The sequence below is a fragment of the Ruminococcus sp. 1001713B170207_170306_F1 genome (genome assembly GCF_015668065.1).
In the GTDB taxonomy this organism is placed as follows: Bacteria; Bacillota; Clostridia; order Lachnospirales; family Lachnospiraceae; genus Blautia_A; species Blautia_A faecis.
This window is the reverse complement of the sequence record NZ_JADPEX010000004.1, coordinates 1-26,154: the sequence shown is the minus strand read 5'-3', so window position 1 is coordinate 26,154 and position 26,154 is coordinate 1. Positions and strand designations below refer to the sequence as shown.

21 protein-coding genes, 1 tRNA gene and 2 pseudogenes are annotated in these 26,154 nt (G+C 43.1%); 19 read left to right on the top strand and 5 right to left on the bottom strand.

The window, feature by feature from the left end; genetic code table 11:
• Position 1 precedes the first annotated feature (1 nt).
• Both galE and I4V84_RS04105 read left to right on the top strand, forming a co-directional pair.
• On the top strand, positions 2-1,018 hold the full coding sequence (gene galE, locus I4V84_RS04110; protein ID WP_118582312.1) for a UDP-glucose 4-epimerase GalE: 1,017 nt from the start codon (positions 2-4) through the stop codon (positions 1,016-1,018).
• A complete protein-coding gene (locus I4V84_RS04105; protein WP_195991305.1) occupies positions 1,018-1,626 on the top strand; it encodes an HAD family phosphatase in 609 nt (202 codons plus the stop codon). The genes galE and I4V84_RS04105 overlap by 1 nt, the downstream gene beginning before the upstream one ends.
• A 57-nt stretch (positions 1,627-1,683) precedes the next feature.
• Here I4V84_RS04105 and I4V84_RS04100 read toward each other — a convergent pair.
• A tRNA-Phe gene (locus I4V84_RS04100) sits at positions 1,684-1,756 on the bottom strand.
• Positions 1,757-1,931: 175 nt separating this feature from the next.
• Between I4V84_RS04100 and I4V84_RS04095 the strand changes: the two genes are divergently transcribed.
• The 6 genes from I4V84_RS04095 to I4V84_RS04070 all read left to right on the top strand — a co-directional run bounded on the left by I4V84_RS04095 (position 1,932) and on the right by I4V84_RS04070 (position 8,400).
• Positions 1,932-3,788 (top strand): DUF6020 family protein, encoded by a 1,857-nt coding sequence (locus I4V84_RS04095; protein WP_195991304.1) that lies wholly within the window; start codon positions 1,932-1,934, stop codon positions 3,786-3,788.
• A gap of 166 nt (positions 3,789-3,954) precedes the next feature.
• Positions 3,955-4,953 carry an FAD-dependent oxidoreductase gene (locus I4V84_RS04090; RefSeq protein ID WP_118582345.1) on the top strand — a complete coding sequence of 333 codons (999 nt, stop codon included), beginning with the start codon at positions 3,955-3,957 and terminating at the stop codon, positions 4,951-4,953.
• Positions 4,954-5,008: 55 nt separating this feature from the next.
• On the top strand, positions 5,009-5,311 hold the full coding sequence (gene trxA / locus I4V84_RS04085) for a thioredoxin (RefSeq protein WP_118582321.1): 303 nt from the start codon (positions 5,009-5,011) through the stop codon (positions 5,309-5,311).
• Between the two features lie 5 nt (positions 5,312-5,316).
• Positions 5,317-7,056, top strand: coding sequence for a B12-binding domain-containing radical SAM protein (locus tag I4V84_RS04080; protein ID WP_195991303.1), 1,740 nt, complete (start codon positions 5,317-5,319; stop codon positions 7,054-7,056).
• Positions 7,057-7,267: 211 nt separating this feature from the next.
• Entirely contained in the window at positions 7,268-7,855 is a 588-nt protein-coding gene (locus I4V84_RS04075; protein ID WP_195991302.1) for an AIR synthase-related protein, read from the top strand.
• 44 nt (positions 7,856-7,899) lie between these two features.
• The gene (locus I4V84_RS04070) at positions 7,900-8,400 is read left to right on the top strand and encodes a tRNA (cytidine(34)-2'-O)-methyltransferase (protein WP_173718216.1); all 501 of its coding nucleotides are present in this window, start codon (positions 7,900-7,902) and stop codon (positions 8,398-8,400) included.
• 67 nt (positions 8,401-8,467) lie between these two features.
• On the opposite strand, the gene I4V84_RS04065 is transcribed toward I4V84_RS04070, so the two are convergent.
• Genes I4V84_RS04065 through I4V84_RS04055 form a run of 3 tightly spaced genes read right to left on the bottom strand, consistent with a single transcriptional unit; the run spans position 8,468 to position 13,075 of the window.
• Positions 8,468-9,973 carry a HAMP domain-containing sensor histidine kinase gene (locus tag I4V84_RS04065; RefSeq protein WP_173771763.1) on the bottom strand — a complete coding sequence of 502 codons (1,506 nt, stop codon included), beginning with the start codon at positions 9,971-9,973 and terminating at the stop codon, positions 8,468-8,470.
• Positions 9,970-10,671: a response regulator transcription factor gene (locus I4V84_RS04060; protein ID WP_118582333.1), complete on the bottom strand. Its 702-nt coding sequence runs from the start codon at positions 10,669-10,671 to the stop codon at positions 9,970-9,972. Before I4V84_RS04060 ends, I4V84_RS04065 begins: the two co-directional genes overlap by 4 nt.
• A gap of 22 nt (positions 10,672-10,693) precedes the next feature.
• Positions 10,694-13,075: an endonuclease MutS2 gene (locus I4V84_RS04055; protein ID WP_195991301.1), complete on the bottom strand. Its 2,382-nt coding sequence runs from the start codon at positions 13,073-13,075 to the stop codon at positions 10,694-10,696.
• Between the two features lie 800 nt (positions 13,076-13,875).
• On the opposite strand from I4V84_RS04055, the gene I4V84_RS04050 reads away from it, so the two are divergent.
• The 9 genes from I4V84_RS04050 to I4V84_RS04010 all read left to right on the top strand — a co-directional run bounded on the left by I4V84_RS04050 (position 13,876) and on the right by I4V84_RS04010 (position 23,227).
• On the top strand, positions 13,876-14,823 hold the full coding sequence (locus I4V84_RS04050) for an HD domain-containing protein (RefSeq protein WP_195699064.1): 948 nt from the start codon (positions 13,876-13,878) through the stop codon (positions 14,821-14,823).
• Complete coding sequence (gene rlmD, locus I4V84_RS04045) at positions 14,817-16,208, top strand: 23S rRNA (uracil(1939)-C(5))-methyltransferase RlmD (RefSeq protein ID WP_334286010.1); 1,392 nt, start codon at positions 14,817-14,819, stop codon at positions 16,206-16,208. Before I4V84_RS04050 ends, rlmD begins: the two co-directional genes overlap by 7 nt.
• An 80-nt stretch (positions 16,209-16,288) precedes the next feature.
• On the top strand, positions 16,289-16,477 hold the full coding sequence (locus I4V84_RS04040; protein WP_202030777.1) for a tRNA (uracil-5-)-methyltransferase: 189 nt from the start codon (positions 16,289-16,291) through the stop codon (positions 16,475-16,477).
• 20 nt (positions 16,478-16,497) lie between these two features.
• Positions 16,498-17,187 (top strand): response regulator transcription factor, encoded by a 690-nt coding sequence (locus I4V84_RS04035; protein ID WP_147604802.1) that lies wholly within the window; start codon positions 16,498-16,500, stop codon positions 17,185-17,187.
• Entirely contained in the window at positions 17,163-18,428 is a 1,266-nt protein-coding gene (locus I4V84_RS04030; RefSeq protein WP_195991299.1) for a HAMP domain-containing sensor histidine kinase, read from the top strand. The genes I4V84_RS04035 and I4V84_RS04030 overlap by 25 nt, the downstream gene beginning before the upstream one ends.
• Before the next feature lie 113 nt (positions 18,429-18,541).
• A complete protein-coding gene (locus I4V84_RS04025; protein WP_006426335.1) occupies positions 18,542-19,216 on the top strand; it encodes an ABC transporter ATP-binding protein in 675 nt (224 codons plus the stop codon).
• Positions 19,213-21,642, top strand: coding sequence for an ABC transporter permease (locus I4V84_RS04020; RefSeq protein ID WP_195991298.1), 2,430 nt, complete (start codon positions 19,213-19,215; stop codon positions 21,640-21,642). Before I4V84_RS04025 ends, I4V84_RS04020 begins: the two co-directional genes overlap by 4 nt.
• Positions 21,643-21,775: 133 nt before the next feature.
• Positions 21,776-22,147: a TnpV protein gene (locus I4V84_RS04015; RefSeq protein ID WP_195991297.1), complete on the top strand. Its 372-nt coding sequence runs from the start codon at positions 21,776-21,778 to the stop codon at positions 22,145-22,147.
• A gap of 318 nt (positions 22,148-22,465) precedes the next feature.
• Positions 22,466-23,227 (top strand): helix-turn-helix transcriptional regulator, encoded by a 762-nt coding sequence (locus tag I4V84_RS04010; protein WP_118581329.1) that lies wholly within the window; start codon positions 22,466-22,468, stop codon positions 23,225-23,227.
• A gap of 71 nt (positions 23,228-23,298) precedes the next feature.
• Here the strand turns inward: I4V84_RS04010 and I4V84_RS19815 are convergent.
• Positions 23,299-23,580 (bottom strand): annotated as a pseudogene (locus I4V84_RS19815) (plasmid segregation actin-type ATPase ParM); the annotation flags it as partial.
• An 11-nt stretch (positions 23,581-23,591) separates the two neighbouring features.
• Here I4V84_RS19815 and I4V84_RS04000 point away from each other — a divergent pair.
• Positions 23,592-24,725 carry an ROK family transcriptional regulator gene (locus I4V84_RS04000; protein WP_334286017.1) on the top strand — a complete coding sequence of 378 codons (1,134 nt, stop codon included), beginning with the start codon at positions 23,592-23,594 and terminating at the stop codon, positions 24,723-24,725.
• 636 nt (positions 24,726-25,361) lie between these two features.
• A pseudogene (locus I4V84_RS03995) lies at positions 25,362-26,057 on the top strand (reverse transcriptase domain-containing protein); the annotation flags it as partial.
• Between the last annotated feature and the right edge of the window lie 97 nt (positions 26,058-26,154).

The following is a 26,154-nucleotide window of genomic DNA, read 5'->3' as shown; positions in this document are numbered from 1 at the left end:
CATGGCAATTTTAGTAACAGGCGGTGCAGGATACATTGGAAGCCATACAGTTGTAGAACTTCAGAATTCCGGTTATGACGTAGTAGTTCTGGATAATCTGTCCAATTCCAGCGAGAAGGCACTTGACAGAGTTTCCAAGATCACAGGCAAGCCGGTTAAATTTTATAAAGCAGATATCCTGGACAGGGAAGCCCTTGACCAGATTTTTGACAAAGAAGACATTGACTCCTGTATTCATTTTGCTGGACTGAAGGCTGTTGGAGAGTCCGTTGTAAAGCCTTGGGAATATTATGAGAATAATATTGCAGGAACCCTGACTCTTGTAGATGTAATGAGAAAACATGGTGTTAAGAATATTATTTTCTCTTCCTCTGCAACTGTATATGGAGATCCGGCACAGATCCCGATCACAGAAGAATGCCCGAAAGGACAGTGTACCAACCCATATGGCTGGACCAAATCCATGCTGGAGCAGGTTCTTACAGACATCCAGAAAGCAGATCCGGAGTGGAACGTAATGCTGCTTCGTTATTTTAATCCGATCGGTGCCCACAAGAGCGGAACCATCGGCGAGAACCCAAATGGTATTCCGAACAACCTTATGCCATACATCACACAGGTTGCTGTTGGCAAGCTGAAAGAGCTTGGAGTATTCGGTAATGACTATGACACTCCGGATGGAACCGGCGTGAGAGATTATATCCATGTAGTAGATCTTGCCAAAGGTCATGTAAAAGCGCTTAAAAAGATCGAGGAGAATCCTGGACTTGCAATCTATAACCTTGGCACAGGAAAAGGCTACAGTGTTCTTGATATTGTGAAGAATTTCGAAGCTGCAACAGGCGTTAAGATCCCATATGCGATCAAACCACGTCGTGCAGGCGATATTGCTACCTGCTACTGCGATGCTTCCAAGGCAGCGAAAGAGCTTGGCTGGACAGCTGAGAATGGCATCCGTGAGATGTGCGAGGATTCCTGGAGATGGCAGAGCAATAACCCGAATGGTTATGAAGACTAATGATTCGGAATTTAATTTTTGATGTTGGAGATGTACTGGTGGAGTATCGCTGGTTTGAGATGCTGACCAGGGACTACGGCCTTTCTGAAGCTGAGGCGAAGAGAATTGGCGAGGAAATGTTTGACAATGAGATCTGGGTACAGGGACTTGACGGAGGAAGGCTGAGCCTTGAGGAAGCCATTCATCAGTATGAACTGAAGTACCCGGACGATGTGGATGTGATGGGCTGGTTCCTTCGAAACGGAGAGCAGATGGCTGTAAAGCGTCCGGAGGTCTGGGACAAGGTTGCAGCGCTGAAGGAAAAGGGTTATAAGATTTACCTGCTTTCCAATTACTCAGAAGAGCTGCTCCATGTGCACACCAAGGGAGCGAAATTCCTGGATGTGCTTGATGGGGGAGTTGTTTCCTATCAGGTTCACGCCCTGAAGCCAGACAGGGAGATTTATGAAATTCTTCTGGAGAAATATAGCCTGAAAGCAGAAGAATGTCTGTTTTTCGATGACCGCATGGATAATGTGGAAGGTGCGAAGAAGGTAGGAATTCAGGCGATACAGGTGACATCCAGAGAGATGCTGAACGAAACATTAGATAAAATGCTTACAAAATAAATGAGGCCGCCCCTTCGGGGGCGGCTTTTTCCAGAGCGTGTCTGAAAAATAAAAAAATGCCCAGAGCCGGAATCGAACCAGCGACACGAGGATTTTCAGTCCTCTGCTCTACCAACTGAGCTATCTGGGCATTTATAAGTTCTCTGAACTTACAGCGCATATAATAGCACAGAAACTGCTCTGGCGCAACAAAAATTTCAAAAAATCTGTAAATTCCAAAAATTTACCTTGTAAAAACCACGCCTTGCTTTTCATATATAGTAATGTTAGAATGGCAGTGTGATAAAAATCGGGAGGATTTATTAGTGGAAAAAAAATTAAAAAAATATACTTTGCCGGTTATTGCCGCCATTTTAACAGTGTTTGCTCTTTCCATGACGGGCTTGTATGCTGGTTCGGCAGATAATCCGGGAGAAACATTTCTTTCTTTATGCAAGAAAGAGATGACAGGAATCGGAATCGACAAACTGGTGGTTCTCATTGCGATCATTGCATTGTACATGAAATGCTGGAGGAATTTTTGCAGAAGCTGTAAATGGATCACGCATCTGATCGCCGCCATGTTTTCTGTTTTTATGCTAATCGGAATGTCCTTTTCCGTGCAGGGAAACTGGTCCTTCTTTACAGCTGGGAGAAATCAGATTCTGATCGCATTGCTTACATGGGCAGGATTCTTTTTTCTGTTTGATATAGTGATCAGTCTTTTATATGCATATGGAGAGAAGCATCCTTTTCTGCACAGCAGGAATATAAAGAAATTTCCGGAATGTATGGAAAAACACTACCTTCTGGTAGCATTTTTGCTGATTTTGGCAGGATGGCTTCCCTATATCCTGATCTTCTGGCCAGGAAGTGTTCCCTATGATGGCTTCCGGCAGCTGAATATGTTTGCCGGAAATCAGAGATTTACAAACAAGCATCCATGGGAATTAAGCCTTATAATGGGAGCCTTGATGACAATTGGAAATGTGATCAGTGATAACTGGGGCATTTTCATGGTGGTTGGCGTGCTGGCACTGATTTATGCGGTATGTTATGCCACTGTTTGTTATAAACTGAAATCATGGGGAGCACCAAGATGGTTCAATATCTGCTGCATTGCATTTTTCAGTCTTGTGCCTGTATTTGGAGCTTATTCCCAGACGATCATTAAGGATGGAAGTTTCAGCGCTCTGTTTTCCCTTTTCATGGTAATCTATGTGGAATGCTGCATTCCCACCCTTCGGAAAAAAAGCGGTCAGTCTTTAAGACAGCAGCTGACAGTGCTGTTTCTGGTTGGCTTTGGCATGTGCATTACCAGAAATAATGGACTTTACATGGTGCTTCCTGCATTTATCCTGTTATTCTTTTTCCTTGGAAAAAAACGCAGACTGTATGCAGTTGGAATGGTGATCCTTGTGACAGTGGGCTACATGGGGCTTCAGAAAGAAGTGGCACCGAGACTATACATTGGTAATTTCCCATCCAGAGTATTTTTCTCAATTCCAATGCAGCAGACAGCCAGATATCTGAAGGAATATCCGGATGATGTGACAAAGGAAGAAGCTAAAGCAATTGACGGGGTGCTGAAGTATGATGAGATTGCGGATTTGTATAATCCGGAACTGTCTGATCCGGTAAAGGCAACTTATCGCGGCGGACATATTACCATGGCGAAGCTGAAACGCTACTTTAATGCCTGGTTCAGCATGTTTCTGAGGCATCCGGGGGTGTATATAGAAGCCACACTTCATAACAGCTATGGATATTATTACCCATTTCATAATTGCACCGCGCAGAGCTCCTACCGCTTCTATACAGTAAATGAGCCGCTGATTGAAGAGTCAGATTATCATCAGATCTTTTCCGCAGAGACAAGGAATCAGTTGAAACGTTATGCCGATCTGTGGAGTCAGATTCCAGGTCTTGCGCAGATCTGCAATGCGGGAACCTACACATGGATCGTGATTCTGCTCCTTGGATATCTGATCTACAGGAAGCGATGGAAAGGAATCCTGGTATTGGCTGCCCCGGCGCTGAATGTGGCAATCTGTATAGCTTCTCCGGTAAACGGTCTTCTGCGTTATGCGTTTCCGTTGATGGCGTGTATGCCAGCTGTGATATTCTGGGGACTGGCTTATGCAGAGAAGGCTATAGACGAAAAAAGAACCGACGAAAAATGAAAAGTCTGAATTTCTTTTATGGAAAGTATATTGTCAGGTAACTATTTAACAGGTACTATTCCGGGAAGGGTATAACTGTGAAGATACTGAACCGTGAAATTGTAAGAAAAATAACAATATATGGGAAAGATTGGAATCATGAGAAAGGCAGGTGATTCTGAAGTATATGGAAAAAATAATCATTATCGGTGCCGGACCGGCAGGAATTTCCGCAGCTTTGTATGCTGCCCGGGCAAATATGGATCCACTGGTGATCAATAACGGCATTGGTGCTTTGGAAAAAGCAGAAAAAATAGAGAATTATTATGGTATGGAACATCCTGTTTCCGGGAAAGAATTATTTGAGACAGGACTTGCACAGGCAAAAGCATTAGGCGTGCGGATCCTGGAGGCACAGGTGCTGGGGATTGGCGGGTTTGATACTTTTACAGTAAAGACAACAGCAGGTGATTTTGACACCATCAGCGTGATCCTTGCCACAGGAAGCAAACGAAAGGCTCCTGCAATTCCGGGGATTAAGGAACTTGAGGGAAGAGGTGTCAGCTACTGTGCTGTGTGCGACGCATTTTTCTACAGGGGAAAGGATGTTGCAGTGCTTGGAAACAGCGACTTCGCTCTTCATGAGGCAGAAGAACTGGCACCTATGGCTGGTTCTGTTACCATTTACACAGATGGGAAAGAACCGGAGTTTTCCAGGAAATCTTCTTTTGCGGTGAATACAATGAAAATTCAGTCTGTAGAGGGAGACGAGAAGGTGTCCGGACTGCGTCTGATCTCTGAGTCTGAGACGGATGCAAAATCAGATACTGACGGAGAGAAGAACTTTCAGCTTTTGCCAGAAGGAAAGGAAGCTGAAATGGAAGCTTCAGAGCTCCATAACCCGGAGAGTCCGGTAAGGGATTCCACGGAGACATTTGTCCCGGCAGACGGCGTTTTTGTAGCGCTTGGAACTGCAGGAAGTGCAGAGATGGCAAGACAGATGGGCGCGGCACTTACTGAGAAAGGTAACATCAAGGTAAACGAAAAGATGGAGAGCACCATTCCGGGGCTTTTTGCAGCAGGTGACTGTACCGGCGGTCTTTTGCAGGTGGCAAAGGCAGTTTACGATGGTGCTCAGGCAGGACTCAGTGCAAACCAGTATGTGAGAAACAGACAAAAAAAGTAGAATTTCGGCATGAAATCAGAGAGAAGAATAGACCGATAGAAAGGATGGATCAATTATGGCAAAAGTAATCACAACACAGAATTTTGAAGAGGAAGTATTAAAATCCGAGAAACCGTTTCTTCTTGATTTCTGGGCAACCTGGTGCGGACCATGCATGCGTCAGGGGCCAATCGTGGAGGAACTGGGAGAGGAAGGTTATGCAGTAGGAAAGCTTGATGTGGATCAGAACATGGAGCTTGCACAGCAGTTCCGGGTTATGAGCATTCCTACCCTGATCATTTTCAAGAACGGAGCAGAAGCACACCGTCTGGTTGGTCTTACGGATAAAGAAGAGTTAAAGAAACTTCTGGACGAGTAAGAACGATGAAGATATTACTTGCAGCATGTAATGCAAAATATATACATTCCAATCTGGCTGTCTTTAACCTGAAAGCCTGCGCAAAAGAATATGACAGCAATATTGTACTTCGGGAATACACCATCAATCAGCAGAAGGATGACATTCTGAAGGATATTTACAGATGTCATCCGGATGTGATCTGCATATCCTGCTATATCTGGAATATTACTTTTGTGCGGGAACTGATGCAGGATCTGAGAAAGATCCTGCCGGATGTTCCTTTCTGGGCGGGAGGCCCGGAGGTATCGTATGATGCAGAGGAATTTCTGAAAAAGAACCCGGCATTTGATGGTGTAATGGTTGGAGAAGGAGAGGAGACCTTCCTGGAACTGGTGAAGCACTATATGAATGGAAGTCCTTCTCTGGAGAAAACCACCGGACTTGTGTACTGTAAACCGGACGGTACAATTCAGAATAACGGATGGCGGCAGATCATGGATTTAAGCAGGGTACCCTTTGCTTATGAAGATCTGAAGGATTTTGAAAACCGTATTATCTATTATGAGAGCAGCCGGGGCTGTCCTTTTTCATGTAGCTATTGTCTGTCATCTGTGGACAAGAAACTGCGTTTTCGCGACCTGGAACTGGTAAAGAAAGAACTTCAGTTTTTCCTGGATCATAAAGTGCCACAGGTGAAATTTGTGGACAGAACCTTTAATTGTAAGCACGATCATGCAATGACCATCTGGCAGTACATAAAAGATCATGATAATGGAATTACCAATTTCCACTTTGAGATTTCCGCAGATCTGTTGAGGGAAAATGAACTGGAATTGATGAGCACCATGCGTCCGGGGCTGATCCAGCTGGAAATCGGTGTACAGTCCACAAATCCGGACACTATTCGTGCTATCCACAGGACTATGGATTTTCCGAAGCTGGCAGGGATTGTAAACCGCATCCATAGTTTTAAGAATATTCACCAGCATCTGGATCTGATCGCTGGTCTTCCTTATGAGGATTATGACAGCTTTCACCGGTCCTTCAATGATGTTTATGCACTTCGTCCCCAGCAGCTTCAGCTTGGATTTCTGAAGGTTCTGAAGGGCTCTCATATGAAAGAGATGACAGAAGAATATGGTATTGTGCATAAAGAACTGGAGCCATATGAAGTACTGGGAACCAGGTGGCTGCCATATGAAGACATTTTGAAGCTGAAAATGGTGGAAAGTATGGTGGAACTGTACTATAATAGTGGACAGTTTCAGAATACCATCGCCTGTGTGGAGCCTTTGTTTGAGGATGCTTTCACATTGTATGAGAAGCTGGGACAGTTTTATGAGAAAAAAGGTTATTCAGAGATTTCCCATTCCAGAATGCGCAGATATGAGATCCTGCTGGAGTTTGTGAAGGAAGAACTGGAAGAAAAATCCTCAGGAAAATCTGGAAATCAGGATCCTGAAGTGGAGAATCCTGCGGGAAAAGCTGCGGAAGATTGCAGAGGAATGGAAACTGCAACCTGGGAAAAGGTGGCAGACAGCATGATCTACGACCTGTATCTTCGCGAAAACCTGAAAAGCCATCCATCCTTTGAGTATGACCAGAAGCCCTATGAGAAAGCTGTCTGGGAGTACAGGCGCCAGGAAAAGGTGCCAAAGACAGCGCATATTGAGGTGTTCCGGGATGGAAAAATATTGCTGTTTGACTATGAAAACCGGGATCCACTGCTTCATAATGCGGCAGTGAAGGAAATTCAGATATAATAAAGAAAGGGTGTAACTATTCGGCTGGCCGTATTGACATGGCGTATATTTGTAGTCTGTAAAGTGCCGGATGGTTATGAGAGGTTAAAAAATTATGGGAATGTTTGATCCAAAGAAAAGAAAACTTGTAACTGCGATCATTGCTGTTATTCTTGTTCTGGCAATGGTAGTTCCTGCTGTCCTCTCTCTTCTTCTGTAGGGAAAAGAGAAAATGAGGCTTGGAAAAGCGGCTATGGAAGCACTGCAGGCTGAAATCAGCGGGCTTCTTACGCCTGGAAACGAACTGGTGGTGGCTGGAGCCATTGCTCTTTACGGCACAGCGCAGATTGCAAGGGAAAAGCGTGAGATTTTAAGAGAGCATTTTTCAGAAGGTTTTTTACGGGAGGCAGAGAATCTGAGAACCCTTTACGGGACAGCGGATGAGATAAATGTAAAAGAAGCTGGCGCTACCGCTTTTTATGCAATGGGGGAGGGCGGTTTTCTGAGTGCTCTGTGGAAGATGGCGGAGGCTTCCCAGGTGGGACTGGAAATGGATTTTTCCAAGGTACCCATACGCCAGGAGACAATTGAAATTTGTGAAATCTTTGACATTAATCCTTATAAGCTGAATTCGGAAGGGGCTGTTCTGATCGGTATTCCGGCAGGAGAAGCATTGGTGCAGGAGCTTCGCAGAATGGGCATGATGGCTGCTGTGATTGGACAGACGAATGCTGGAAATGACAGAATGCTTTACTACAATGGGAATGGCAGGTATCTGGAGCGGCCGGCTAAAGACGAGATATATAAGATATTGCCTTAAAATCGAAATAAAACTGCTGTAATTACAGGAGAGTATAAAAAACTATGGGAACATTAAACATTGTACTTCATGAGCCGGAGATTCCGGCGAACACAGGAAATATAGGACGTACCTGCGTGGCTACAGGAACCAGGCTCCATCTGATCGAGCCGTTGGGATTTTCATTAAGTGAGAAAGCACTGAAACGTGCCGGAATGGACTACTGGAAAGATCTGGATGTAACTACTTATCTGGATTATGAAGATTTTCTGGAGAGAAATCCTGGAGCGAAGATTTATTATGCGACTACGAAAGCACCTCAGACTTATGCGGATGTGAAGTATGAGGACGACTGCTTTATCATGTTTGGCAAGGAGAGCGCTGGAATCCCGGAAGAGATTCTCCGTGACAATCAGGAGACTTGCGTAAGGATTCCCATGCTGGGAGAAACAAGATCCCTGAATCTGAGTAATTCGGTTGCCATTATTCTTTATGAAGCCTTTCGTCAGCATGACTTTGCCCATTTGAAACTGGATGGGCATCTGCGCAAATATGACTGGAAATAGTAAAAGACCTGGAGCTTTTTTCAAACACGCTCCAGGTCTTCGTTTATAAAAAGAATTGCTGAATAATTTATTTTGCTTTCTTTAAAGTAAAAATGAATTCTGTTCCAACACCTTCCGTGCTGATCACATTAATATTCTGATTATGAGCTTTGATGATCTCTTTCACAATAGAAAGCCCAAGTCCTGTACCTTTCCGGTCTTTTCCGCGGGAGGTATCTGTCTTGTAAAATCTGTCCCACACCTTGGACAGGCTGTCCTTTGGGATTCCTACTCCGTGATCCTTCACAGAAACGAAAACCTTATCATTTTTTACGGATGTTTCAATGTTGATCGAGGAATTGTCATTACTGAATTTGATTGCATTGTCCAATAAATTGTACAGTACCTGCTGGATCTGTTCCATATCTGCCTCTACGAACAGCTCTCTTCCGGAAAGCAGCAGTTCCAGGTCAATATTCTTTTTGGAACAGATTACCTCAAACGTATTGGCAGTATTTTTGATCACATCATTAATATCAAATTTGCGGATATTCATCATCCGTTTCCGTTCATCCAGATCATTCAGCACCAGAAGGCTCCGCGTCAGTTTTTCCAGACGGTCAGCTTCATGGGAAATGATATTTAAATATTTGTCCTGCAATTCCGGGGGGATGGTGCCATCCAGAATTGCCTCCACATATCCTTTGATGGAAGTCAGAGGAGAGCGGAAATCGTGGGAAACATTGGCAATAAAGGTGCGCTGGTATTCTCCGTTCTGGTTGATCCTGTCTGCCATGTAGTTCAGGGTTTTGGCAAGATAGCCCATTTCGTCCTCGGATTTCACTGGAATGCGATAACTCAGATCTCCGTTGGCATATTCGGAAGCCCCCTTGATGATCTGTTGCATTGGAGTATGGATCCATTTCTGATAGCAGAGAAGGAGCAGTCCGCACAAGGCATACACGGCAAAAAAAACCATCTGAAGAATTCCAAGAAGACCGCTTCGTTTCTGATAAAGCTGCTGCATGTCATAATGGTAGGTAACATAGCCTTCTGTTACACCGGAATTTTCCACCGATATCATCACATTAAGATGGGGACTGGAAAAATAGCCATAAAAATTACTGATCTGATATTGGGTATTAAGCCAGAAGTCCAGATCAGAATAGGGGATGGAAATTGTGTTTGCAGCAGAGAATTTTTCAGAGGATGTTCCATTCTCTGGGATTTTATCTGTTTCTGAAGTCTGAACTTCAGAATCGGCAGTGGATTTCGCAGAACTGACGTTATATTCCAGATTTGAGGACTGCACGATCACATGGAAATTTTTATCCAGGATCAGTATCCCGGCTTCCTCTCCGGAAGCCAGAATATCCATAATCTTTTCCAGTCCTTTGCTATCATTGTCTGCAACCTGCTGTACAGTGACAGCATCAGAAGCAAATCGTACAGCACTGTCATACAGCCTTGCGCCAACTTCTTCTTCCAGATAGGTTTCCACGAAATGAGAGCCACCTGCTGTAGCGAAAAGGAAGCCTACAATTCCAATGAAAATGTAACTGCAGATCAGTTTGCTGTGAACCGTTTTTCTCATTCGCTTTTTACCTCAAACTTGTATCCGATTCCCCAGACTGTAGAAATAGACCAGTTCGGATGATCTTTGATTTTTTCGCGCAGACGTTTAATGTGAACGTCTACAGTTCTGGTATCGCCAATATATTCGTAGCCCCAGATGTGGTCCAGAAGCTGCTCTCTGGTGAATACCTGATTGGGTGAGGAAGCAAGGAAATAGAGAAGTTCCAGCTCCTTAGGCGGCATGTCTACCTGTTTTCCCATATAAGTAACGGAATAGTTGGTAAGGTTGACAATAAGATCCGGATAAGTGGCACATTTCTCATCGCTTACAACTGCAGCCTGTTTGGGCTGGAAACGGCGTAGAACTGCACGGACACGGGCAACCAGTTCTTTTGAATCAAAAGGCTTGATAATGTAGTCGTCGGCGCCAAGCTCCAGGCCAAGTACCTTGTCAAAGGTTTCTCCTTTTGCGGAAAGCATAATGATCGGCACGTCTGAGGTGTGGCGGATCTCACGGCAGACCTGATAGCCGTCAATACCTGGAAGCATCAGATCCAGAAGAATCAGGTTCGGGCGAAAAGTCTGAAATTCTTTTAAAGCCAGCTCGCCATCGTTTACAATTTTTGTTTCGAAACATTCTTTGGTAAGATACAGAGAAATCAGCTCTGCAATATTGTTGTCATCATCGACAATGAGGATTTTCTGTTTAGCAACCATAGTTTCTCCTTATAAAATATAGTTATTTCTTAAATTCTACAATGGTAACACCAGCATCTCCTTCGCCAAATTCAGCCAGGTGGAAATCTGCCACATGCTTCTGGCGGCGGAGATAATTGTGTACTCCTTTTCGAAGGGCACCGGTACCTTTACCATGTACGATACGCACGCTCTTTAAGTGTGCCAGATAAGCGTCATCCAGATATTTATCCAGTTCTGCCACAGCCTCATCTACAGTTTTTCCAAGAAGATTAATTTCAGTGGAAACACTGGTAGACTTGGACATGCGGATCTTGCCTGCTCCTGTTCTGGAAAGTCCAGGAGTGTTGATAACTGGTTCGTCAACAAGCTCCAGGTCAGAAATATGAACCTTGGAACGGATGATACCCATCTGTACAAAAAGAAAGCCTTTGGAATCGGGATGACTGCTGACAGTTCCTTTCAGATTCATGCTCAGTACCTGAACGGTGTCTCCAAGGGAAAGATCCTTAGGCTTCAGCTCTTTTTTCGGTTTCTTTACGGTGGTGTTCATGGACATGCCCTTTTCGGCTTTGTTCATGCGGATTCTAAGGTTCTGGCGTTCTTTTTCAATGGCAGCAGTGTCCACGTGATCTTTCTGGAATTTGTGGAACATTTTCATGGTCTGATCTGCGTATTCCTTAGCATCTGCAAGAATCTTACGGGCTTCTTCGTTGGCTTCGCGCAAGATCCGCTCTTTACGTTCGTCCAGCTTCTCCTGCTTGGACTCTAACTCCTGTTTTAGGGAAGCAATCTGGGTTTTATAACGCTCTGCTTCCTGACGCTCGTTTTCGATGATCACGCGGCTGTTTTCCAGGGAGGTAAGTACATCCTCGAAGGACTCGTCCTTCTGGCTGATCTGATCTTTGGCGCGCTCAATGATAAAGTCCGGAAGTCCAAGTTTGGAAGAAATCGCAAAGGCATTACTCTTTCCAGGAACACCGATGAGTAGGCGGTAAGTAGGACGCAGGGTTTCCACATTAAACTCACAGCAGGCATTTTCAACGCCGTCAGTGGACAGGGCGTAAACTTTCAGTTCACTGTAATGGGTGGTTGCCATAGTGCGGATGCCTTGTTCATGCAGGAAGGACAAAATGGAGATGGCAAGTGCCGCTCCTTCTGTCGGGTCGGTACCAGCGCCAAGCTCATCAAAAAGCACCAGAGAGTCCTGATCTGCTTTTTTCAGGAAAGACACTACGTTGGTCATATGTGAGGAAAAGGTACTGAGAGACTGCTCGATGCTCTGCTCGTCCCCGATATCTGCGTAAACCTCACGGAAAACAGAAAGCTCGGAGCGGTCCAGGGCTGGAATGTGAAGTCCCGCCTGTCCCATCAGGGTCAGAAGCCCAACTGTTTTAAGGGAAACGGTTTTACCACCAGTATTTGGTCCGGTTACAACAAGGAGGTCGAAGTCTTCTCCAAGACGGATGTCAATGGGAACGGCTTTTTTTCTGGGAATGAGCGGGTGGCGTGCCTGTTTCAGGTGAATGCGTTTCTCTGTATTGAAAATGGGTTCTGTGGCATTCATATCCAGTGCAAGTCCTGCTCTGGCAAAAATGAAATCCAGCTGGATCATAATGTCAAGGTCTGCGCGAATGGCGTCCACATTCTGGGCGGTCTGTTCACTTAAGGTAGCGAGAACTGCCTCAATCTCTTTCTGTTCTTGAAGCTCCAGCTCGCGGATGTCGTTGTTTAGTTTGACAATCGCCAGAGGCTCAATGAATAAAGTGGAGCCAGTGGAAGACTGGTCGTGGATCATACCTGGAACCTGACCTTTGTATTCGGCTTTTACCGGGATACAGTAGCGGCCGTTTCGCATGGTGATAACGGAGTCCTGAAGGTAATTGCGGGCGCTGCCGTTTACCAGAGAGGCCAGCTGGGTGTGGATGCGGTCATTGGCAACTTTCATGCTGCGGCGTACATGCATCAGACCGGCACTGGCGTCGTCACTGATTTCGTCCTGGGAAATGATGCAGCGGCGGATTTCGGCTGAGAGGGGAGTCAATGGCTCCAAACTCTCAAACATGCCGTCCAGAGAGTCTTCTCTTGCATCTCCGCGCTCATTTCGGGAGTAGGCTTTGACACGGTTGGTATTTTCCAGAAGTCCGGCAATGGCAAGGAGTTCGGAAATTCCAAGGGAACTTCCGATTTCCAGACGTTTCAGTGAGCCGCGCACGTCTTTTACGCTTCCAAAGGAGATGTTTCCTTTCTGGAAAAGGCGTGTGAGGGCGTCTCTGGTCTGGGTCTGCATATGACGGATTTCGTAAACATCTTCAGAGGGCAGGAGGTGCCTGCACAGGTCTTTCCCCATCTGGGAAGAAGCCTTCTCTGTCAGTTGGTCGATAATCTTGTAGTATTCAAGTGATTTTAAAGCTTTTGGATTCATAATATCTCCTATAAATCAATTGCTATTTAATGTGTTGGTCGTTATTCCGGACGCGATTTCACAATGTATATTCACCGCCGCGCGTCGCAACGTTCCGGCAAGCTAATGACTAACTACGACTAAGACGCTCAGGAGAGCCTTCGCGCCTAAGTCTCCGTAAGTCATGGATCTCGCCTCCACTAAAACCGCTCCTGAAATGCGCGGCTTGCGAATATACATTGCAAAATCGCTGGTTACTGGAAAGGGAAGAAAGAAACAGTAACGACAACAACGGGGGATGGGGGGAAGTAGTTGGTATCCCGCAACTTTATTGTTTTTTGCAAATCTATCGTTGCCAAGAAAGTGTAGGGAAGCCAGTCACTCACCCTCACCCCTGTTGAAAGTTCCTATGTACAAATAAGTCCCAGCCAGTACACAGCATTCGGGCAATGGTTATTGCTCTAGCGAGCCATTTCAGGCGCGGTTTTAGCGTAGGCGAAATCCACTGCTTACGGAGACTTAATCGTGAAGGCTCTCCTGAACGATTTAGTCGCAGTTAGCAGTTAGTTCGCTGGAGCGTTGCGCCGGCGAGTGAGCAATAACCATTGTCCGAGTGCGTCCGCCTTGAACAACTTTCAACACACTAAATAGCAAATTTGTAAACAATAATTACTGCACACCTTATTGTACATGATTTTCAAGGACTTGAAAAGGAAAAAGTGGGGAGAAATTCATAAAATGTTCATAAATATTTGTTATGATACAAAAGATTGTAATGTCTGGGAAAACGGACGTGTCTTTTTTAGAAAGGGAAGGAAATTATGCGTTTTTTAAATGAGTTGCATGAAGGCGACCGGATCAGTGGCATTTATCTGTGTAAGCAGAAGCAGCCGGCTGTGACCAAGAACGGAAAGCCTTATGAGAATATTATACTCCAGGATAAGACTGGAATGATGGATGGAAAGATCTGGGATCCGAATTCTCTTGGAATTGATGATTTTGACGCACTGGATTACATTGAAGTCATGGGAGACGTAACCAGCTTTGCAGGAGCTATGCAGCTGAATATCAAGCGTGTGCGCAAAGCAGGCGAGGGTGAGTACAATCCGGCAGATTATCTTCCGGTAAGTGAGAACAGCACGGATGATATGTATACCCAGCTGGTTGCCATGATCGGCACTGTGAAGAATACCTATCTGAATACACTTTTGAAGAAACTGTTTATAGAGGATAAAGAATTTTTGAAATCTTTCGAGGAGCATTCCGCAGCCAAAACCGTACATCATGGCTTTATAGGCGGGCTGATGGAGCATACTTTAAGTGTTGCCAGGCTTTGTGATTATATGGCATCTGCTTATCCGGTGATCAGGCGAGATATGCTGATCACAGCAGCACTTCTTCATGATGTAGGAAAGACAAGAGAACTTTCTTCTTTTCCACTGAATGATTATACAGATGAGGGACAGCTTCTGGGACATATTATAATCGGAGCACAGATGATTCATGATCTGATTAAGGAGATACCGGACTTTCCACTGGATCTGGAGAACCAGCTGGTACATTGTATCCTGGCACATCATGGCGAACTTGAGTACGGTTCCCCTAAGAAACCTGCCATGGTAGAGGCAGTTGCCTTGAATCTTGCAGATAATACAGATGCCCGCATGGAGACTCTTACCGAGATTTTTGCAGCAGATAAGAGCAAGAAAGAATGGCTTGGATTTAACAGAATATTTGAATCTAACTTAAGAAAGACAGGAGAATGGTAATCTTTATGGAGTATCGTAAGAATGATATTGTTACGTTAAAGATTGAAGATTGCGGAATTGACGGTGAAGGTATCGGAAAGGCTGATGGCTTCACCGTTTTTGTCAAAGATGCAGTAATCGGAGACACAGTCCGCGCAAAGATCATGAAAGCGAAGAAAAATTACGGTTACGGAAGATTGGAGGAGATTATCACCCCATCTCCTGACCGTGTGGAGCCGAAGTGTCAGTTCGCAAGACAATGCGGAGGCTGCCAGCTGCAGGCCCTTTCTTATGAGAAGCAGCTGGAATTTAAGACTTCCAAAGTCAGGGGACATTTGGAGCGGATTGGCGGCTTTACAGATATTCCTATGGAGAAAATCCTGGGAATGGACCAGCCTTTCCACTATAGAAATAAAGCACAGTTTCCAGTTGGAAAGTCAAAAGACGGCAGAATTATTACCGGATTTTATGCCGGCCGTACACACAGTATTATTGAGAATCGGGACTGTGCTCTTGGGGTAACACGGAATAAGGAGGTTTTGGATCGTGTGATCGCTCATATGGAGAAGTTCCACATCCAGCCGTATGATGAGAATACTGGCAAGGGGGTTGTGCGCCATGTGCTGATTCGATATGGCTTTTTTACGGACGAGATGATGGTCTGTCTGATCATTAACGGGGAGAAGCTTCCTGGCGAAGAGGCTCTGGTGAAATCCCTTCGTCAGATTCCGGAGACTGTCAGTGTGATGGTAAATGTGAATAAGAAGAGAAATAATGTGATCCTTGGGGAAAAGGTGCGGCTGCTCTGGGGACAGCCATACATTACAGACAAGATCGGAGAGATTTCCTATCAGATTTCGCCGCTGTCCTTTTTTCAGGTAAATCCTTATCAGACAGGGCGTCTTTATGGAAAAGCACTGGAATATGCACAGCTTTCCGGAAATGAGACTGTGTGGGATCTTTACTGTGGAATTGGAACTATTTCCCTGTTTCTTGCGCAGAAAGCAAAGATGGTAAGGGGCGTGGAGATCATTCCTGCAGCCATTGAGAATGCTAAAGAGAATGCATGTCTGAACGGATTTGATAATACGGAATTTTTTGTGGGAAAAGCAGAGGAAGTGCTTCCAGAGCAGTTTGCACGCACTGGTGAACGTGCTGACGTGATTGTAGTAGACCCGCCGAGAAAAGGCTGCGACGAGACCTTGCTTTCTACCATTATCAAAATGCAGCCCGACCGGGTAGTTTACGTAAGCTGCGACAGCGCAACTCTGGCACGGGATTTGAAGTATCTTTGTGAAAGAGGTTACGAATTGAAGAAAGTCTGCCCGGTTGATATGTTCCCGAATACGGTGTCGGTGGAGACGGTTGTTCTTTTGTCCCAACTGAAACAAAAGCCGGATGATTAGATTAATGTCACGATTGAACTTGATGATATGATATAACATCTGCAGAGACTAAGGCTACATATGATGAGATAAAGAAATATGTGGCTGAACATAATGCCGGCATGAAGGTTTCCAATCTGTATATCTCACAGGTAAAGAGAAAATGCGGAATTGAGGTTGGAAAGAATTATAATTTACCTAAAAATGAAGATAGCAGGCAACCGCAGTGTCCAGAAGATAAAGAGAGTGCAATTGTGGAGGCATTGAAGCATTTTAAGATGAATAGTTAATAAAGAGAGGTGCAGATGCTATGCCAGGTATACTCGTGGTTGAAGATGATGAAAATTTAAATCGTGGAATTACATTCTCACTGAAAAAATCCGGATATGAGGTTTTTTCAGCAGAATCAGTGAAAAAAGCGAAAAGAATTGCAAGTGATAATAATGTGGATGTTACCATTTGTGATGTGAATCTTCCAGATGGGAATGGACTGGAATTTGTAAGGTGGATGAGATGCAATTATAATACATACATTATTTGTCTTACAGCACTGGATCAGGAGATGGATCAGGTCATGGGATATGAAGCAGGGGCAGATGATTATATTACAAAGCCGTTTAGTCTTTCGGTACTTCTTTTGAAAATAGAAGCACATTTTCGCCGCAGACAGGAGAAAGCGGAAGCCGGAAAGATGATTTCGGGAGATATCGTATTTATCGCAGGAGAAATGAAAGTCCTGATAAAGAGCCGTGAAATCAGTCTGACAAAAACGGAGTTGAAAATGCTGACTTTTTTTCTTCAGAATCCGAAACAGATTCTTTCAAAAACACAAATATTGGAAAATGTGTTTGACCTGGAAGGGGATTTTGTGGATGAAAATACAATTGCTGTCAATATCAGAAGACTCCGTGAGAAAATCGAAGACAATCCGGCTGCACCGGTCTATATAAAGAATATCAGAGGTCTTGGGTATATATGGAATCAGGAGGTAAGGCAGTGACAAAGAGATATTGCAAGAAGATTACAGTAGTGCTCTCCTTGGTATTACCTGTCATATTATTGTTTGCAATATTAAATTGCTTTACCACGTATGTGTTTTATGAAGATTATAAATATAAAATGAATCTTATGACAGAGATTGCTGCAAAGGAAGAATTTTCCGGGCTGGATGCTGTTTCGGAATTGCTTAAGGATAAGGATATTGAAACTAACGAACAGGGAAGGCGATTATTGGAGCAATATGGATACTGGGGGAATAAAGGGAATGCATTTTATTCGCAATTCCGACATCAGGTTATGGTGACCGGTGCTGTAAGCACTGTGATATGCGTGCTTCTTTTGACTTTTTTATTTTATTGGAAGAAAAAAGAAGATGCGTGTCATCAGAAAATTTTAGACCAGTTAGAAGAAATTCTGATCAGATTCCGTGAAAATAAATTTGATGATTTACTGAAAACGGAAAATCACGCTGAACTGGAAAAATTGAATGACCAGCTTGAAGCAATCGGACATCATATTCAGTTGCTAAAGGAAGAAGCACGGGAAGAAAAAGAGAGCACGAAAGAAATGGTTTCTGATATCTCTCACCAGTTAAAGACACCGGTTGCAGCTTTGGATACATGTTTTAGTGTGCTGATGCAGAATGACTTAAGTGCCACAGAACAGGAGGAGTTTCGTATTCGTTGTCGGAGTGCTCTGGATGGACTGGAGACATTATTGCAGTCGCTTCTTGAAATATCCAAGATGGAAACCGGACTGATTCAGATTAATAAGAAAAAACTTCCGCTTATGGATACTGTCATATCTGCTGTGAACCGTATTTATCCCAAAGCGGATGAGAAAGAAATTGAATTTGTTTTTGAATATGAAAAAGAGATGGAAACATGCACGATTATGCAGGATAAAAGGTGGCTTGGTGAAGCGGTGATCAACGTTCTGGATAATGCGGTCAAGTACAGTCCGGGTGGTTCAAAAATATTTATTCGGTTACAAAAAAGAAACGATTTTGTAAGAATGGAAATTGAGGATCAGGGAATTGGTATTCCGCAGAATGAGTATCACAAAATTTTTCAACGATTTTACAGAGGAAGTTCCCGGGAGGTCATGGAAAAGAGTGGTACAGGAATCGGACTTTTTCTATCGAGAGAAATTATCGAAAAACACGGAGGTACGATCACGGTAACCTCCGGCAAAAAGAAAAAAGGAAGCACGTTTGTGATTCAATTACCATATGTTGGTTAAATTTTAAGTGAGCAGAAATCTTACAATTCTGTAAGACTTCTGCTCGTTTTTTGAAAGTGAAATGAAAGATTGCCCTGATACAATTTGGATGTAGGATGAAAAGGAGGCAAAACATGAGTGTGATATTAGAAACCAAGCAGCTTTGTAAGTTTTATGGCGCAGGTGAGAATCAGGTCAAAGCGGTCAATCAGGTGGACATTCAGATTGAGCAGGGAGAATTTGTCGCAATTGTTGGAAAGTCAGGTTCCGGTAAAAGTACATTACTTCATATGCTTGGAGGGCTAGACACCCCGACAAAAGGCAGTGTTACTTTAGCAGGGAAAGATTTATACAGGATGAAGGAAGATGCCCTTGCTGTTTTCCGCAGAAGAAAAATCGGATTTGTTTTTCAGGCATTTAATCTGGTTTCATCTGTTAATGTCTGGGAAAATATTGTACTGCCACTGGGGCTGGATGGAAGAAAAGTGGATGAAGCGTATGTAAATGATATTATTGCAACTCTGGGGATTGAAAACCGGATTTATAATCTGCCAAATCAGTTATCCGGAGGACAGCAGCAGAGAGTAGCAATTGCAAGAGCACTGGTGAATCGTCCGGAAATTATATTTGCAGATGAGCCGACAGGAAATCTTGATTCTAAGACCAGTGATGAGGTAATCGCTCTGCTTAAGATGACAGCAAAAAAATATGGACAGACAATTGTAATGATTACCCATGATGACGAAATTGCACAGGTCGCTGACCGTATTCTGGTGATTGAGGACGGACAGGTGGTGGATTTCAGATGAAGACAATAAGCAGGATTGCATATAGCAATGACAAAAAGAACAAGACAAGAAGTATACTGATTATGATGTCCATATGTCTGACTACGATGCTGCTTGTGATTATCAGTACTGTGGGAAATGGAATGATCCGTTTGCAGAAAAGTCAGGCGGCAAGCTCATATGGAAGCAATTATGGCCTGTTTATCGCCGCAGATGGTACGCAATTAAAAGAAGTGGAACGCAGAGCTGAGATATCTGATATCGGCATCATGTGTACGGAGGGCATCCTGAAAGGAAATGAAAATGGCGGCTTTGTCAGTGCGGATGAAACGGTCAGGAAAATGCTTCCCTATAATCAGGAATATGTGTTGAAGGAAGGTACCTATCCGGAAAAGGCGCAGGAAATTGCCGCAGGACGCGCTTTCTTTGATGCAGTGGGATACCATGATGTAAAGGTCGGAGACATCGTAACATTGGAGTACCGTTCCGGCATGCAGTCGGAATACGCACCGGTGGAATTTACTGTCAGCGGGATTTTATATGACCGGGATGAATATACCATCGAGGCTTCCTATGTTGTATTCGGTTCGCAGGATTTTTATAATGAGCGTGTTGCGGAGGGTGACAGGCAATATAATATCTATTTTACCTTGAGCGATTCTGCAAATGTATCTATGAATAATGTTGCGCCTGTTATAAAAGAAATCGCGGATTTCTGCGGCATTGACCAGAAAAACGTGATCATCAATGACCTCTACCTGCAGTGGGTATTGCAGCCGAGCTATGAAATGATTGTGGTTTGTGGAACCCTGATCCTCGGAATCGTGCTGTTTTCCGTTGTGGTCATTTATAATATCTTCCAGGTCGGGATCGCCCAGAAGGTTCAGGAGTACGGAAAAATCAAGGCGCTGGGTGCAACCAGAAAGCAGATGAAGCAGTTGATCTTTCGTGAGGGCATTCTTCTGGCGGTTCTTTCGATACCGCTGGGGCTGCTGTTTGGTTTCCTGATTGCAAAAGTCAGTTTCAACTGGCTGGTGGAGCAGGGAAATCTGGTATCGTCCGGAATCAAGAACCATCAGGTGCCTCTGTTTTCACTAACAATTATGCTCATCTGCATTTTTGTATCGTTTCTTACGGTCGTTTTGGCTCTGCGCAAACCCATGAAAATTGTTTCCCGGATTTCACCAATCGAAGCGACACGGTATCTTGACGGCTCCAAAACGCAAAAACAGGGCAGACGAAAAGGCAGAAAAGATGTCACCGTTTTCTCCATGGCAATGGCAAATGTGACAGGCAATCCGAAAAGAACCATTGCTACGATTCTTACCATGGGGCTTTCCTGTGTATTGTTTGTAATTATCTCTAATTATGTTGGGAATATTGACCCGGAGTACGAGGCGCGGATTGCAATCAACCATGGACAATTTGAGTTGCAGCTGGATTATTCCCAGAATTATGATGAAGCCTATTCGGAGAATAATCTGGACACAATCCTACAGAACAACCCACTGAATGATTCATTGATTAAAGAAATCAAATCCATCCCCGGTGTAACGGATGTACTGACGAGAGAAATCGTCTCTGCAGATCTGAACGGAACAAAATTTCCGGTTGCAATCGTAAATCAAGAGGATTTTGAAATGATGCGCGGGCATGGCGATATCGGTTCCATGGACTATGCACAGGCTGTCAAAAACGGGGATGTTTTCTTTGGCTGGTCCATGTGGATGGAAGCTGACGGGTATTCTGCGGGTGCACCGATTACATTCAACTTTGATAACGGAAGCGGAACCTATACCTATCATGGAAAAATCGCAGGCTCCTTTGTAAGCGCGGACACTTATCTGGTCATTCCGGAAGAAGTATACCGCTCTGTAGATCCGAAAGGGACATCTTATGGATACCTGTGGGTGGATTGTGCTAAAAAAGATGTGGCATCTGTAGAGCAAAGCCTGAATGACCTGCTCTCCGATACTTCTCATATCAAGCTGAACACCTATCACGCAGAATTGCAAACTGCAGAATACGCAAGCCGTATGATGAAGCTTGGCTGCTATCTGTTCATGGCAATTGTCGGTCTCATTGGGTTTATGAATCTGGCAAACACCATGATCATCAATATCACCACGAAGAAGCAGGAATATGGTGTATTACAGGCTGTGGGTATGACAAATAAACAATTAAATTTATGCCTGCAGTTACAGGGACTGATTTTTACGGTTGGCACCATATGTGTAGCACTTATCGTTGGTCTGCCACTTGGCTATGCGCTCTTTGCCTATGCAAAGCATAATGGAATATTTGGAATGAATGTCTATCATGTTCCAATTACATCAATTCTTGCTATGATTTTGCTGGTCAGTCTTTTGCAGATTGTGCTTTCCCTCGTTTTAAGCAGTAATCTGAAAAAGGAAACGCTGGTAGAAAGAATAAGGTATCAGGGATAGCAAGTAATATGTAATGAACTAGGTCTTAACGAAGAGGAGAAATAGATAACTTCCATTTTGTATGCTATCAAGGCTGTCCTGAAATATTTTGCGATGATCTAAGAATATCGCTGATTTCAAGGAGGAATAACACATGAAAAGCACATTTGAAAAAATAGGTGGAACCTACACACTGGGAGCAGACGGAATTTACTATCCGAATCTTGTCAGTACAGATGAAGAACCGCATTATGGGAAATATGGAATGATTCGGAAAACGTATCTGAAAGAGCATCGTCCGGCAATGTATTCTCTGTATATGTTGGAAGACAGATTAACAGAACATCTGAATGCTGTGAACGATGAAGCACAGGAGAGGATGGATATTCTGGTGCGTCAGATGATGGAGAAGCAAGGCGTTACGGAAGAATTGAAAGCTCGTGATCAGATGGTGTGGGTTGGAGCTGTAAATAATATCCGGAATGCAGCAGAAGAGATTGTGTTAAAAGAACTGATTTACAGGTAAACAAAGAGCTGAACAAGTAGGACGAAAAATCCTGTTTGTTCAGCTTTTGTGTTTATAAGGGGCCAAAGAAGCAAATTACAATTCTATAGAAAGTGATCTTTTCTAAGTTTCGGAAGGCTGGTTTTTTCCGTCATAGTTATAAGTTGCCGATTTAATTATTCCATAGTATGGCTTAAAAAATATTCGAATATAACTTTATAGAAATAATCATAATGGGGAGATTATTTGATGAATTATGTGCTAATATTCTGCAATTCTACTGCTGGTCGATTGATTTATGCACACTCTCATTATAATATGTGTGCAGGAGGTGGATATATGTATCAGATTAGTAATGAAAAATTCGGTTTATTTGTAACCGAATTAAGAAAGGAAAAGAATTTAACTCAAAAGGATTTGGCTGAAAAATTATATGTATCAGATAAAACAGTTAGCAAATGGGAACGTGGTCTTAGTATGCCCAATGTCGTATTACTCATACCAATAGCTGATATATTAGATGTTACCGTTACAGAATTGTTACGTGGAGAAAAAATAGATACACAGAAAAATATTGAAAAAAAAGAAATCGAGGAATTGGTGGTAGGCTCTCTCGATATGGCTGTTAGGGATTCTATTCACCAGCATAGAAAAAACTGGATATTAGCATATTTGTTATGTTTTTTTATATCTATTACAGAAATTATTATGTTAGTTGTATCTGAAAGTTCGTTAGCTGAGATGAAAGGGGATATATTGCTGGTTACAGGGGGAATGCTTTTATTTGGTGCATGGTTTTGTTTCTTTGCAAAAGACATATTACCAACATATTATGATGCCAATAAGATAAATTATGTTTCACAAGGAATTTTTAGAATACATCTAGTTGGTTTATCTTTTAACAATGGAAATTGGATATACATCTGCACAACTTTAAAAATATGGACACTTGCAACGGTTGTTCTATATCCTCTTGCAGGTATTATAATAATCAATTGTTTCAATATAGCTTTATGGGATATTTTGAATAAAATTTTCTTAATTATGATATTAGGTGGTATGGTAGTTTCGATTTACATTATTGGGAAAAAATACGAATAATTAAATTACCTGTTATCGTTGTGGATAGTACTAATTTACAACATTCTTCATGGGAAATATGGAATGATGCAGAAGAGTGGTTCTGTTTCATAGGCTTTGATTCCGGTTGGCGTGACGGTGTTTGCTGTTTTCATATTGCCATAGCCATGATCTACAGCGATGATTTTTGTGTTTCTGAGTTCTCGCATAAAAAATACCTCCGTTTTCGTATTGATTGATTCAGCAGGCTGTACCGGTGTGGTACTGCTTTGCTGTGAGATAAGCATACGAAAATCGGAGGGAACAGTAACTATTTCTGAATGCAGCAAATTTTTATTATAGAACATTACTTTACAAGAAGAATAAAAAAGCATATAATTCTTTTATAATATATTTAATAAAAGAGGGTAAGAAAACGGAAAATAAAGATAAAAAAAATATAACAAGAAAAAAAATAATTAATTATGTTCTAAACAATCATGTTACATCCAAGGCAGAAATCGCAAAAGAGTTAAACTTGAGTATGCCGACTGTGTTAGCAAATGTGAATGACTTGTTAGAAAAAAGGGTGTTGGAAGAAACTGGGGAATATGCTTCAACCGGTGGAAGGAAGGCAAAAAGTATAGGGATTAATAAGTCATACTGTCATGCAATGGGAATTTTGATTACAGCGAATCATATAGAAATGGTATTAGTAAATCTTGGAGATGAGATTATAAAAAAAGATCGCATCCGTTTAAAATTTACGGCTGAATTATCTTATTGTACAGAGGTGGCACAAAAGGTCAAAACTTTTCTGGAAGGCGAAGTAGCGAAGGACACGCTACTTGGGATTGGAGTGGCGATTCCAGGAATTATTGATCAGAAAGAACGGATTGTTTTAAAATCCCATGCTTTAGGTATAGAGAATTATAGTCTGCGCTTTTTAGAGCAGGCTCTGGAAATTCCAGCATATTTTGAAAACGATGCTAATGCTGCAATGCTTGCAGAAAAAAAGCAAAAGTATCCAAATGCGATATATCTGTCTTTGAACCACACATTAGGAGGTGCATTCTGCATAGATGGAAAGCTGTTTCGAGGGCAGAACCAGAAAGCAGGGGAGTTTGGTCACATGATACTCGTTCCCGGTGGAAGAAAGTGTTATTGTGGTAAATCAGGATGTGCAGATGCATATTGTGCTGCAAGTGTACTGACAAAAGATAACAGGCAGTCACTGGATGCATTTATGGAAAAAATTGAAAGTGGTAATGAAAAAATTTTGCAGAAATGGAATGAGTATCTGGATCATCTTGCTGTTTTGATATCAAATCTGCGGATGGCATATGATATGGATATCATACTAGGAGGTGATGTGGGAGGTGTATTGTCAGATTATATGATACCACTGGGAGAAAAAGTGATGGCATATAATGGCTTTGAGCACGATGTTTCATACTTGAAAAATTGTTCGTATAAGAAAGAAGCGTCAGCTGTTGGAGCCGCGAAATACTTTTTCACAAAACATATGGTAGAATTGTAGTAACTGTTCACAGGTAGGAATTTTCTGAACTGAAAATTCCGTACGGTACAGCTCCCACTGACAGGTTGCAAAGCGAATGCGGATGTCCGCTTTATATGTGTGAAAAACGAGAAGTTGTGTAAAATTAAAAAAAGAAATTATAGTAAAAAACGGAAAGAAAACAGTACCTACGGTTTCCTTTCCGTTTTTTTGCGTGGTGCGCCTGGCGGCGCACGTTTCTAACGGGTTAAAGTCCCGAATCCGCCCGGTAGTGGGAAGGATATAGCCGAAGGCAAGGGTGTCCATCGTGAAGTGGAATCTGAAGGAAGCCGGATGTGAGGAACAGACTAACTCACGGGCAAATCTCTGGTCTGACGAATAGAAATTTCATATAAGGTTATGCATGAGGGTAAGACTGCCACCCAAGTCAAAGCCCAATAACTACACGGAATCCTGCGTGATAAATGAGGCAGATGGATGGAGAGGAAGAAACGTGTGGTACCCAGGGAGGTCTGTGCGGTACGCCTTGAAAGAGGTAACCATTGCATAAAGCAATGCTGAACGCACAGAAGTCAGCAGAGGTCATAGTAGCCGAGAGGTGAAGGACCGAATCAGTAGGAGTCTTAAGTATGACCGAGAAAGGAGGAATGACCGTCTATGGCAGAAAACATTGAAAACAATGGCTGTTCGCAGAGAGATAGTGCGGAACACGAAGGGTATGCAAAAGCGTCTAGGTCATTCAATCGGATATGGAAAGAAAGAGACAGTGCACAGCCGAGACTTTTGGAAGCGATACTGTATAAAGACAACTTTAACAGAGCGTATAAGAGAGTCAAGGCAAACAAGGGAGTGCCAGGAATTGATGGCATGACCATTGAGGAGGCTCTTCCATATCTAAAGGAACATCAACAAGAGATAACCGACCGCATTTATCGTGGAAAGTATACTCCTTCTTCAGTAAGACGAGTTGAGATTCCCAAACCAGATGGTGGTGTGCGAAAGCTTGGCATACCAACAGTGGTAGACCGTACACTTCAACAGGCAATAACCCAACAGTTAGTGCCAATCTATGAACCGCTGTTTGCAGAGGGTAGCTATGGCTATCGTCCGAACAGAAGTGCAAAAGACGCAATACTTAAGGTTAAGGAGTATGCCGAACAAGGCTATACATTTGCTGTAGTCCTTGACTTGTCAAAGTACTTCGATACTCTTAATCACGAAATTCTCATCAATCTTCTCCGAAAGAATGTAAAAGATGAACGTGTAGTACAGCTGATAAAGCGCTATCTGAAGAGCGGTGTAATGGAAAACGGAGTAGTCATTGACACAGAGGAAGGCTCGCCACAAGGCGGTTTATGCCGAGCTCGGCATAATCCACCTTATGACGAGATAGATGTTATGCCGAGATACGTTCAGTATTCTTAGATTTTTCCAGTGTTTCTATTTGCGT